This is a genomic window from Candidatus Rhabdochlamydia sp. W815 (assembly GCF_018642185.1).
In the GTDB taxonomy this organism is placed as follows: Bacteria; Chlamydiota; Chlamydiia; order Chlamydiales; family Rhabdochlamydiaceae; genus Rhabdochlamydia; species Rhabdochlamydia oedothoracis.
This window is the reverse complement of record NZ_JAAVTY010000036.1, coordinates 1-12,450: the sequence shown is the minus strand read 5'-3', so window position 1 is coordinate 12,450 and position 12,450 is coordinate 1. Positions and strand designations below refer to the sequence as shown.

7 protein-coding genes and 1 pseudogene are annotated in these 12,450 nt (G+C 36.4%); 5 read left to right on the top strand and 3 right to left on the bottom strand.

The window, feature by feature from the left end:
* From RHOW815_RS08535 to RHOW815_RS03820, 5 genes and pseudogenes are all read left to right on the top strand, one after another.
* Positions 1-186 (top strand): annotated as a pseudogene (locus tag RHOW815_RS08535) (IS481 family transposase); the annotation flags it as partial.
* Between the two features lie 452 nt (positions 187-638).
* Entirely contained in the window at positions 639-2,105 is a 1,467-nt protein-coding gene (locus tag RHOW815_RS03835; protein ID WP_215217029.1) for a TolC family protein, read from the top strand.
* Positions 2,102-3,199: an efflux RND transporter periplasmic adaptor subunit gene (locus RHOW815_RS03830; protein ID WP_215217028.1), complete on the top strand. Its 1,098-nt coding sequence runs from the start codon at positions 2,102-2,104 to the stop codon at positions 3,197-3,199. The genes RHOW815_RS03835 and RHOW815_RS03830 overlap by 4 nt, the downstream gene beginning before the upstream one ends.
* Positions 3,196-6,264: an efflux RND transporter permease subunit gene (locus RHOW815_RS03825; protein WP_215217027.1), complete on the top strand. Its 3,069-nt coding sequence runs from the start codon at positions 3,196-3,198 to the stop codon at positions 6,262-6,264. Before RHOW815_RS03830 ends, RHOW815_RS03825 begins: the two co-directional genes overlap by 4 nt.
* Before the next feature lie 121 nt (positions 6,265-6,385).
* Positions 6,386-7,792 (top strand): Fic family protein, encoded by a 1,407-nt coding sequence (locus RHOW815_RS03820; protein ID WP_215217026.1) that lies wholly within the window; start codon positions 6,386-6,388, stop codon positions 7,790-7,792.
* Between the two features lie 263 nt (positions 7,793-8,055).
* Here the strand turns inward: RHOW815_RS03820 and xerD are convergent, their stop codons facing one another.
* From xerD to RHOW815_RS03805, 3 genes are all read right to left on the bottom strand, one after another.
* Complete coding sequence (gene xerD, locus RHOW815_RS03815; protein ID WP_215217025.1) at positions 8,056-8,922, bottom strand: site-specific tyrosine recombinase XerD; 867 nt, start codon at positions 8,920-8,922, stop codon at positions 8,056-8,058.
* A 47-nt stretch (positions 8,923-8,969) separates the two neighbouring features.
* On the bottom strand, positions 8,970-10,214 hold the full coding sequence (locus RHOW815_RS03810; RefSeq protein WP_215217024.1) for a hypothetical protein: 1,245 nt from the start codon (positions 10,212-10,214) through the stop codon (positions 8,970-8,972).
* 81 nt (positions 10,215-10,295) lie between these two features.
* Positions 10,296-12,122: a YrzE family protein gene (locus tag RHOW815_RS03805; protein WP_215217023.1), complete on the bottom strand. Its 1,827-nt coding sequence runs from the start codon at positions 12,120-12,122 to the stop codon at positions 10,296-10,298.
* Between the last annotated feature and the right edge of the window lie 328 nt (positions 12,123-12,450).

Here is a 12,450-nt window from a genome sequence, read left to right as displayed (position 1 = left end):
GGAGGGGTCAGATCGATATGGCTAAGGCATGATCTAGAAACATGTAAGAAGAGACTAAAGGCGTTAGAAGCAAAAGCAGCTCAAGATCACTTGATCTTTACAGAAGATCAATTAAGAGCGCTTGAAAAAGCTAAAGAAGAAAAAGAAGCGCATGGAGAGATAGAAACACAACACCCTGGCTATCTTGTTCTAGAAGAACTGCAAATGGATATGGATAAATGGGTAAAAGAGTACAATGAAGAGCGAGTCCATTCTGGGAAATATTGTTATGGGAAGACACCATGGCAAACCTTTAATGCTAGACACATTACACCAAATTGACACTGTCAATGAAGTGCTGTCTGTCAACTCAAGTTCTGTCTAGGACAAACGAAAATCCGAGAACTTTTACCTACTGTATAGCTAATTTATCCGAAGCCTTGGATCAAGCTGTTTTATCAATGTCCATTTAAATCACTATACCATACCCTTGAGAGGCATATATGAAGCCGATTCGCTCTATATGTACTAAGGTGGGTTGGTAAATGAAATTTTGACCAAAAAGCTAAAGTAACTATACTGCGGATAAAAAGCATAAGAGATTTTACTCTCTATTTTTATCAGTTATGAGTTGGCAAATATTGCTACAAAGTTTTTTTGTGTTATGCGCATGCACGGGTTGTTACCTTAACCGCGCTGTAATAGATCCGTATAGCTATGCCTGTTTTACACCTGCTTGTCGCAAAGTCAATTCTTGTATCTTAGAGCAATATCCTGCTGAGCTTTTAGAAAAAAAAGAACCTTATGGGCTTGCTGAGCTAATTGCCATCGCTTTAAAGAACAATCCTCAAACAAGATCTAGCTGGGCAAAAGCACTTGTCTCTGCAGCATCTTATGGACAAAAACAAAGCGTTTTTTTCCCTAATATAACCGGCTCTTTTCAAGCCATACGTGCAAGACAACCGAAAATGGAGGCAACTTCGATAATAACCCCCGAGTCCATTTTTGGAGCAACGCAATCACCTGGCTCTCTTCAATCAGGAAGAGGTGCTACTGATATTTACTTTGGCAATTGGGGTCCTATGCTCTCTTTATCCTATTTATTATTCGATTTTGGTACACAGAAAGCAAATGCAGAAGCAGCTCGTTATTCATTAGAGCAAGCTCAATTTCAATATAATGATAGCATTCAATCTTTATTAAAAACCGTGATTACAGATTTTTATAGATACTTGTATCAAAAAGAATTGCTACAGGCAAATATGGCAAATGTGCTTAATGCAGAGCTTACTTTAGATGCTACAGAACAAGGCCTTCATTCAGGTGTACGTCCTTTATCCGACTTTCTACAAGCAAAGACACAATTACTTTCTCAGAAAACAAACTGGGCTGCACAAAAGCAAGAGCTTGAACTAGCTTTTGCAACTTTGTTAAATGATATAGGCCTTCCTTCTTATATGTCTTTACAAACACAAGAACTACCTCAAGAACTACCCAAAAATGACCTTATATTACCTCTAGAAACCTTAATCGGCATTGGTATACAAAATAGAGCTGATCTATTATCTGCTGAAAGCGCTCTTCGCTCCCAAGAACAAATGGTCAAAATGACCAAGAGGCAAGTTTTACCTCAATTAAATTATCAGTTTAAAATAGGTAAAACCTATTTTTCTTTTGATGGCAATGTCACTCATGATAAATACAACTTTGTCAGCACATTTAACGTAAGCATGCCTATTTTCTCTGGTTTTTACTACCGCAATGCGATTAAACAAGCTGAATCTAATGTAGTACTTGCAGAAGAAACGCTTAGAAGTCTGCAGTTAAATGCTATGAAAGAAATTACCGTTGCTCATTCTAATATTCACACCGTCTTTGAAACACTCAATTGGGCTGCAGAATTTTTATCTGCTGCAGAAGAACAGTACTCGGTTGCTTTAAACGGCTATCAACAAGGCACTCAGACCATTCTTGATCTTATATCTGCTCAAACATCTCTTGTCGATGCAAGAGCTCAAAAAGCACAAGCTATGCAAGATTGGTACCTTGCTTTAGCCAACTTAAGCTATGCCACAGGTTTGATTTCCCCAAACACCATCTACTCTTTAGGAGATCTTTTCGAATGAATTGGATGAAATTTCTTCTTCTTTGCTCTTTGTTATATAGCTGCCAAAAAAAGCCTCAAGTGATTAAACCACATGAAGTAGTTGTAACTCGCGCTTTGAAACAAACCGTGCAAGTATATAAAGATTATGTGGGAACCATTACCGCTAAATCTAGTATTCAGGTTCACGCTCAGGTTTCTGGTATTCTGGTTGGGCAATATTTTATGGAAGGACAGTTTGTACAGAAAGGAGATTTATTGCTCGTTATTGATCCAAGGCCTTATCAAGCTTCATTAGATAAAGCAAAAGCTGAGTATTTTCAAACATTCACGCAACTTAAATTAGCAGAAGATACGCTACAAAGATATGCAAAGCTAGCAGAACAAGATTATATCTCTCAGCTCAATTACGACCAATACATGGCTAACTTCTTAGAGCAAAAAGCAGTGGTAGGACAATCTGTTGCAGATTTAGAAAACGCTAAAATCAATTTAAAATATTGCTATATTCACTCTCCTATTGATGCAATTACAGGAAAATTACAATTCAAACCTGGTAATTACATTGATACTAACCAAGACACTACGCTTACTCTGCTTAATCAGATAGATCCCATTTTAGTAGATTTTTCCGTTCCTGAAAGTGATCTGTTTACTATTCAAAAATGCTCTCAAAAATCCTTTTTGAAATTATACATCTTTCCTACTTTAGAGCACACTACCTGCTTTGAAGGGCAATTAACACTCATTGACAATCAAATTAATACGGCAACAGGAGCTATCTTATTAGAAGGAACACTAGATAATCACGACCATTTGCTATGGCCTGGGCATTTTGTAGATGTAAGACTTGTACTAGAAGAAAAAGAATCTCTGATTCTTCCTTCAGAAGCAATAGGCGTTGGGCAAAAGGGACATTACGTATATACCATTAATCAGAATATGGAAGTAGAAACTACGCCGATTATCATTGGTCAACGCTATGAAAATGGAACTACCAGTATCGAATCAGGAATTAGCACTAATGACATCGTTATTGCGCAAGGACTTCTTGATCTCTATCCTGGCAAAAAAGTTCATATACAAACGTGGTTAAATAACAAAGAGGCATTGTGAATCCCTCCTCTTTATTCATCAAACGACCCGTAATGACAATCCTTGTCATGCTGACAATAGCTTTTTTTGGAATCTTATCTTATTTTAAACTCCCTGTCAGCGATCTGCCCGATATTGACTTTCCTACTATTACAGTCACAGTGAGCTATCCTGGAGCAAATCCGGAAACCATTTCTAACAATGTAGTGGTTCCCTTAGAACAGCAATTTACTACTATCGAAGCGATCTCTTCGATCTCTTCTACTAGCTATACAGGAAAGGCTACGATTGTTCTGCAATTTGATTTAGATCGAAATATAGATCTTGCTGCAGCTGACGTACAAGCAGCTATTAATACAGCAAGCTCTCAACTGCCTAAAGATCTCCCCTACGCTCCCATTTATACAAAAACCAATCCCACGGCTACCTCTCTTTTATTTTTTATCGTTACCTCACCTGTTTTAAATAGAGGAGAATTGTACAATTATAGTTATACATTTCTTTCTCAAAGATTAAGCGTAATAGAAGGGGTATCTCAGGTATTAATCTACGGATCTCCACAAGCGGTTCGTCTTAGGGTTGATCCACAGAAACTAGCAGCTAGAGGGCTTGATTTAAACGATGTAGCTAATGCTGTTGTAACAGCAAATGTACAAATACCCGTGGGTACTTTATTTAGTCCTAAACAAGAGTTCACTCTTAATGTCGATGGACAATTAGCTAAAGCAGCTCTTTACGATCCTATTATCATTAAAGCGCAAGATGGGTCCATTGTGCGCTTTTGTGATATCGGCCAAGCCATAGATAGTGTTCTTAATGATAAGCTTTCCGTACAATTTTTTGAAAAAGGATATACAGCCCCATCTGTTGGTCTTGCCATTCGTAAAAGGCCGGGCGCTAACACTCTATCGGTTATTCAGAAAATCAATCAAATTCTACCTAGTCTATCTACACAATTACCTAGTTCTTTACGTTTGGTAAGGGTCTTTGATCAATCGGAATACATACTCGAATCAGTTCATGAAGTACAGATGACTTTATTGATAGCCATTGTACTAGTTGCTATCGTGATTTTCTTCTACTTAGGCAACCTAAGAGATACGATTATTCCTCTGATTGTGATCCCTTTATCGATTTTGGGCGCTTTTATTATCATTTTAAAACTAGGCTTTACCCTTAATATTTTATCTCTACTTGGTATTACACTAGCTGTTGGCTATCTAGTAGATGATGCTGTTGTTGTATTAGAAAATATCACACGCCATGTTGAAATGGGAGAATCTGCCACAGATGCTGCCTTAAAAGGAGCTAAGGAGATTTTTTTTACCATTTTATCAATGACCCTTTGTTTATGTATAATTTTTATCCCCATTATTTTCATGCAAGGAATTATCGGGCGGATATTGTATGAATTTGCAATGACCATTGTTATTACCGTTTTCATTTCAGGAATTCTTTCTCTGACTTTAACCCCTCTTCTATGCAGTAAATTAGTTCGCAAAGCAAATCAAGAAAAAAAAACAAATTTTGCAGCCTATCATCGTAGAACGCTTCTTCTCTATGAAAAATCGCTGAATTGGGCTTTAAACCATCCTAAAATTATTTTAGGACTAGGAGTGTTGAGTTTAGGCTTATCGACCATTTTAATGATCAAACTCCCTAAAGACTTCTTGCCACCGGATGATATCGGCCTTATTCAAGGATACCTACAAACAGTAGATGGTACTTCTCCTTTAGCTGTTTCAGAATCTAGCAATCAATTAGCCGACATCTTATCGCAGGATGAAAATATTACCTCTGTTGTATCGGTTGGAGGTTACCCACAAGATAATGAAGGGCTTTTATATATTCGCTTAAAGCCCTTAAAAGAACGCCTTTCCCTTAAACCTCTACTGACACACATGTACTCTTTGGTGCATAAAATACCAGGAACAAACGTTTTTTTAAAGCCACAGCCACTGATTAACTTGGAAGTAGGAACGACATCTAGTAAATCTAATTACCAATACACCATGCAAAGTCTATCGGAAGAAGAGCTCTATAAATACACGCCTATCATGCAAAAAAAGCTTGCGGAGCTTCCTTTTTTAAGTCATGTAAATAGCGATTTAGATATTACCCAACCCAGATGTCAAGTTCATATTCTGCGCGACAGAGCATCCCTCTATCAGATCAGTGCATTACAAGTGGAGCAAGCTCTTAATTTAGCTTATGCTACAAGTAATCTCTCTCCTATCAATACTTCAAACTACCAATACTATGCCATTATGGAAACCTTTCCGAAGTTCTACCGCGATCCTAGCTCTTTATCCCAAATATGGTTGCATTCTGCATTGGGAAAAATTGTGCCCTTAACAGCCATTACCGACATAAAAGAGAGTACAGGTCCATTAACGGTAAATCATCTTAACGCATCCCCTTCTGCTACTATCTCCTTTAATTTAGTCGATACAGCGCTAAGCAGCGCTTTGGATAAAATTCATGTGATCGCAAAACAAACCCTTCCTAACACTGTTAAAGGAACTGTGCAAGGAAGCGCCAGTGTATTTAAAACCTCTTTTGCCAATCTGCAATCTCTACTTTTAATCACCTTTTTTCTCATTTATATCATCCTAGGGATTCTCTATGAAAACTTCTTTTCACCTGTTACGGTAATGTCTACCCTAGCTCCTGCTGCAGTGGGAGGACTTTTAAGCCTCATTTTATTCCATCAAAGCTTTTCCCTTTATGCTTTTGTCGGTGTGATCATGCTGTTTGGGATTGTTCTAAAAAATGGTATTATTTTAATTGATTTTGCCAATCAAGCTCTTTTAAAAAAGACAGCCCATGAAGCCATTTTTGAAGCGTGCTTAACCAGATTTCGCCCTATTCTTATGACAACTTTTGCCGCAATGATGGGCGCTGTACCTATTGCGGTGGGCATAGGTGGGGCTATTGCCAAAACCCGCCAACCTTTAGGGATTGTCATAGTAGGAGGCCTGCTCTTTTCACAGGTAGTTACCCTGTACCTAACCCCTGTGGTTTATCTCTATATAAAAAAATTAGAAGAAAAACTCTCTCTACGCCCTAAAAACCTTTCTTCCTAATTGCGCCAAAAAACTTAAAATTTGGCGCAATAGTAGTAATTAATGATTTTCAAATGGCGCAATTAATCAAAATCAGCTTATAATAGTGCAATTACAATAAATCGCGCCACAAGAGACCCTCGTGAAGAAACAAAATTACAGTAAAATTTTTGATGCTATTCTAGAAACAGTAAAACATTTTCCCAAACAAGCTTTCTTAAAAGATATTTTACAAGCTTTAGATTTCCCTGTGCCTAAAAGATCCTTACAGCGTTATTTAGCTGTCTTAACAAAACAAGGGCATTTAAATGCATTAGGTAAGGCTAGATCCAGACGATATTCTTTAAAAGAAAATGAAAAAAAATTTTTACCTATTTTCTTTCCAGGAGCTTTACTATTACAAGATTCTCCTCTTCTTAAGCCATTGATTCCACTATCACCAACAGCCTTGTCTATTCAACTAAATGTCCGCCAACCTATTCAAGCGCGTCGCCCTATTGGATATAAACGAGAATTTCTTAATACATATCGCCCTAATGAAACATACTATCTCTCTAAAAACATACGAGATCACCTATTTGAAATGGGAAAATCTCAAGATAGCCAGCGTCCAGCAGGAACCTATGCTAGACACATTTTAAACCGTTTATTGATTGACTTGTCATGGAATTCGAGTCGGTTAGAAGGAAATACGTATTCGTTACTTGAAACAGAGCGTTTGCTAGAACTTGGAAAGGCTCCAGAAGGGAAAAATAGTATGGAAGCTCAAATGATCTTAAATCACAAGTCCGCTATTGAATTTATGGTCGAATCAGCTGAGTTCATGAAATTTAACAGCTTTACCATTTGTAATCTACACGCTCTTTTGTCGGATAATTTATTACGTGATCAAAGAGCCTGTGGTCGTTTACGTTCAGTACCAATAGGCATAACTAAATCGGTATATCAACCCCTAGCAATTCCGCAACTAGTGAGCGAATATTTCCAACAGATTTTAGATACAGCTGATGCTATTATAGATCCCTTTGAGCAATCCTTCTTTATAATGCTTCAGTTGCCTTATCTACAACCATTCCTAGATGTTAATAAACGAGTATCAAGACTTGCTGCCAATATTCCCTTAATTCGTTCAAATCTATGTCCTTTGTCCTTTGTAGACGTTCCTGAGCAAGCCTACATCAGCGGTCTTCTCGGTATATATGAATTAAATCGGCTGGAATTATTACGCGAAGTATTTGTGTGGGCCTATGAACGATCTAGCTCTCTTTATTCAGCAACACGCCAAGAACTAGGAGAACCAGATCTCTTTCGCCTGCGCTACCGTAATCTTATTATTACAATGATAGGAGAAATTATTCATAAATGCTTAAGCAAGCAAGCAGCAGTAGCCGCAATCAAACAAAAAGCCATTGAAGTTGTTATATTAGAAGATCGAGCACGGTTTATTGAGGTTATTGAAACCGAACTAATGAGCCTGCATAAAGGAAACATTGCCCGATTTCGACTAAAACCTTCAGAATATGATAAATGGTTAAAGAGCTGGATTTGACCACTTTTAAATTTTAATCTATTGTCGCTCTCCCCTATTGAGTAGGCTACTTTTCTAAGTTGAACATATTCTCTACAAATGAGCATACAGGCCCTCTTTATTCAAAAGCTCACCATGAGAACCACATTCTTGGATGCTCCCCTGTTCAAAGACAAAAATTTTGAAACAAGATGGATGAATCAGCAAAGTATTCGTGTTCTTGCTGTCTAAAAAAAGATGACAAGATCAGTTTTTCCGTCTTAAAGAGACGTCTAATTTTAAACTCAAGGCCTTGGATGATAATTTTGAAAGGCTTCTATGATATGCTTATTGCTTAAGTGTGTGTAGCGATCTGTTGTTGCAATGCTACTATGCCCTAACAACTCTTGGATAACACGTAAATCAGCCCCATTTTCTAATAGATGAGTAGCAAAAGAATGCCGCAGCGTATGGGGTGAAATAGACTTGGCAATCCCTATTTGTTTTGCATAGGCTTTTAGTTGTTTCCAAATAGAGAACCGATCGATTCTTTTTTGTCTTGTATTGATAAACAATGCCTCAATTTTTGCATTAGATGGGCGGTAATGGAGTAAATAATGATCAACCGCTTCTACAGCTAACTTAGCAACAGGAACAATTCTTTCCTTTTTCCCCTTTCCTATTACACGAATCGTATGATCGGAGAAATCTTGTATATTTAATCCACAGATTTCTGAGACACGTAAGCCCGAGGCGTATATAACTTGCAAGATCGCTCGATCTCTTGCACCTATTTCTGTGTTAAGATCTGGAGCTAATAAGAGTTTTTCTACCTCTGTAAAAGTTAAAATCTCGGGAACTAATTGCCATATTTTAGGCGCATCGATCGATAATCCAGTCTCGTTTTTAATCAGCTCTTCTCTATATAAAAACCGTAAAAAAATCTTTACGCTAACCAGCATTCTGCAAATAGAGCTACTAGCATATCCTTTCAATTGTAGTTTATGTGCAAATGCTAATACATCTTCTTCTGTAATTTCCTGTAAATTGCTCTGTTTTAAAACCTGAAAGAACCCCTTTAAATCACGAGCGTAGGCTTGAAGAGTGTGCTGAGAAAGGCCCTTCTCAGAAGAGAGATAACAAAGAAAATCTTGTAGAACTTGTTGTAACATAATCACTTTTTTACATGACTAGTCATAGAAAAGCAAGTCTCGTCCTTTTAAGCACTTTTTGGCTGATTTTCCAAACGTGAAGAAACATAATAAAGAAGTGACAGCCAAACAACAGCTAAAAGAATAGCCGCACACTTGACCAAGATGTTTTCTGTTAAGGCATATAAAGCAGTTGAAGTGATAATTCCTATGCAGCCTGTAGCAATGAGAACTAGGCGATCGTAGAGCCCTTCTTTATTATTTTGCAATGACTGGACTAAATCATATACTCCAAGAGCAGAAAAAGCTACCGTGGAAGCTAAGCCTAAAATAGTAGATAAAGTAACAAATGCAGTTCCCGGTATAAAAGAAATAGCAAGTCCTAAAAGTCCAATACTTGCAAACCCTATCGCTAAATAATTAAACATCATATTTTTATAAGCGACTGCTTGTATTTCTGCTAGTATAGCAGTGTCTATCGTTATATTAGGGTCTGTTATTTTCTTTTTAAGAGGTTCTAGACGCTCTAGGCAATTTCTATTAGTTACACGCTTCATACGGGCTGCTTTAACTGCTTCTTTTTTAGAAATCTCTCTAAGAAAACGATGTGCTACATATGCATCTATATTTTTGTAATAAGACTTTTTAGAATTGGTAATATCCTCGATCGATTTCTTGGCATACCTTTCTCGAAGCTTTGTCTTTAACTGTTTTTGCAATGGCTCTGATACACTTATTTGTTCTTGTAGAAATGCTGCAATGGCTTCTTCTTTTTCCTGAGGGGATACATGTTGTAGCTCGCTTAATTTTTTATCTAATTCTAGTTGAAAACCACGCTGTTCATGCAGTTTCATCGATATAAGCAACAACATAAGAAACACAGCTGAATTACTAAGTATAGTGGTGGTTTTGCTAAGAATTTTTGATGCGGTAATAACTGTTTTGAAAGAAGCAATACTGCTAGATAAACTTAAACCTAAGCTCGAAAAATAGAAAGCACCAGATAAAAATTGCATGCCGCTACGAACTTGCTTTACTTGATTTGCCCTTTGTCCGGCCATATCTTTAATATCGGCGGATTGTTCGATATTTACACCTGCAGAATAGAAGTTATTTCCCGCTGAAATGAAGCTTAAGCATTTTACAAAGCCTAAAATAGAAGAATCCTCTTTAGGCAATATTCTTTTAACCTGCATTGCTAAATTGCCGAGCACACCCAAAGTGTTTAAAGCTAAATCGCTAAAGTTATTACGGGTCTTATAAGATTCAGCTGGTAAAACATACTGTTTAAGCGTTTCTAATGTTATACTCATATAATTACCTTTTAGAACTAAATTATAACATAAAATCAAATAAAAATCTATTGCATAGAAAACATTAATAATAAATTAATATTAAAGATTAACCGTTATCTTCGTAGAAGATAAAGGTTTTGTTAAGATTTTTTGAGCAGCTAGAGCACTTACTTCACTTATAAGTTTTAAGTCTTTGCGCAAATTATTTAAGTTGCATTTTCTATAAAAGACATACTTAAGGTCTTGGTCCCATTGTTCTTTTACCTGTGGATTTGCTAAAACCTGGTTTAAATGAGTTTCTAAAGAAGACTCCAAAGACTCTTTCTGTTGCTCTGAACCTTTTTCAAGTTTTTTTATTAAATAGGGTATGTTTTTGGCTTCTTCATACACGCTTTGAATCTCTAAAGCTAATGCACGGTCTTTCTCTAAACCTGAAATCAACCATTGATTCCAAAAATACTTTGAGGTTTTTTTAAGAGCTGAAATCTTATTTTTTAGTGATAACTTACTAGGAAGATTTTTCTGTTTATATTGCTGACGAAGTTCTATGCGTACATCTTTAGGCATCTTTTTAAATAAATCATGCACTTCTTGATCCCATTGTTCCTTTTGGGAAAGAAATGTCTGAAATACCTCTAGAGAAGGGTGAGCCTGTTTCCAAAGAGCGTCTTTTTGAGTGAGTAAGTGATAGTAATATCCCAGAAATCCCATACCCAGGGCTCCTACACCTAAAGAAACACCTAATTGAATAAAGGATAAGCCAAAGCCTAGGGTTATTCCCGTAAGCGCAATTAAAGATATTCCAAATAATATGGCAATGATAATAACAATAGCTTTATCACATTTGCCACAAGGAGTATCTGATAGGTTTTTTTTAGCAAGATAGACTTTTGATCCTATGGATGCGGTTGTAATTAGAAAAGATAAGGCATAAATCGCAATACCAACACCAAACGGCAGAGTTAGCACCCCAACTACCGATAGAATAGCACCCAATAAATTAATGGTGAAAAGAGCTGTGTGAATTTTTTTGGTTTTGGTGCTTTCTACACGCACGCGCCCCATTAATTTTTTCATCTCTGTTTTAGCGCTTTTTTGTACTAGCTCATCCGCACTATTGACTCTTTCTAATAATCCTCTTCTATAAGCTTTATCAACTGCTTGGGCAACAGGAAGACTCGATGCCTCTTTAAGCTGTACCCATCGACGTGCCTTCACTTTATGTCGATCCATCAAAAGACCTAGCGCTTCTAAAGGAGTAAATTTCCAATAGTCTTTATCGGCTTTATCGGTTAAACCTAATAATTGATGAACTTCATTTGAGCTATCTTGTGCTTGCAAAATTTGTAAAAGCTCATCTAGATCAGAGGGCTGTATTTGTGTATTTTTCAGACCTTCTAGTGCAAGCTTTTCTATTTTCTGTTTAAAGTGTTGTTTTTTAGACTCTTGATTAGCTAATGCGCTCCAAGATGTTTTTAACTGGTTTAAATGACTAGAAATGGGTACATTTTGAATAAGTCCTTGTAAAGCTAGAGCGTCTTCTTGTTTAAGAAGCTCGTTAAGATTTTGATCTTGAGCTAATTGATAACCATTTTGTACAGCGGCTAAACCATATAAAGCTCCAAATATCAGTGTATTTATATCATTTAGAACACTGTTAGCAAGTGATAAAAGTGATAAAGAAGCAGAACTTGTAATTTCTTTAGCTAAAGAGGTGCATAAATATCCAGTAAATGTTGTATAACCTACAATTTGAGCAACTTTTTCTATTTTGCTTGGAGGTATTTCTTCTTTAGAAGACAATGCATTTGCAAAAAGTTTTAGATCGCCTAAAGCATCAAAGACTTGCATTTCGTCTTTTTTTAATAAAAGAGCTGGATTTTGTATAAAAAAATCCTTTGGGATAGCCATAGCTTTATATTCCATAATTAATTCCACTTCTATTTTATCAAATAAATATTAAGTTTTATTAAACGATAATTGTTAAATGGTTAAAAACAATCTATTTATTAATATTAACTAAGGATTTAATTAAATAATTAATTTTATCGATTTAAATATATACTAGTGCCGATTCAAACGGCTAGCTTAATGGTATTTAAGTCAACGACTTGAAACTTGTCGTTAATCCTACATTTCAAAACATCTGTTATTTTCGGTATCTCTTCTAAGAAGAATCCTCTAATTGCCTGAAAAAAAGTCACCGACGTTTCGTAATATCGATTGTATACCGTCTTTTCCCTTAAGATCTTCC

Bases quoted from the DNA above. Each gene is read 5' to 3' on its own strand.
- xerD (WP_215217025.1), bottom strand. From the start codon at position 8,922: ATGTTACAACAAGTTCTACAAGATTTTCTTTGTTATCTCTCTTCTGAG.
- RHOW815_RS03810 (WP_215217024.1), bottom strand. From the start codon at position 10,214: ATGAGTATAACATTAGAAACGCTTAAACAGTATGTTTTACCAGCTGAA.
- RHOW815_RS03805 (WP_215217023.1), bottom strand. From the start codon at position 12,122: ATGGAATATAAAGCTATGGCTATCCCAAAGGATTTTTTTATACAAAAT.
- RHOW815_RS03830 (WP_215217028.1), top strand. From the start codon at position 2,102: ATGAATTGGATGAAATTTCTTCTTCTTTGCTCTTTGTTATATAGCTGC.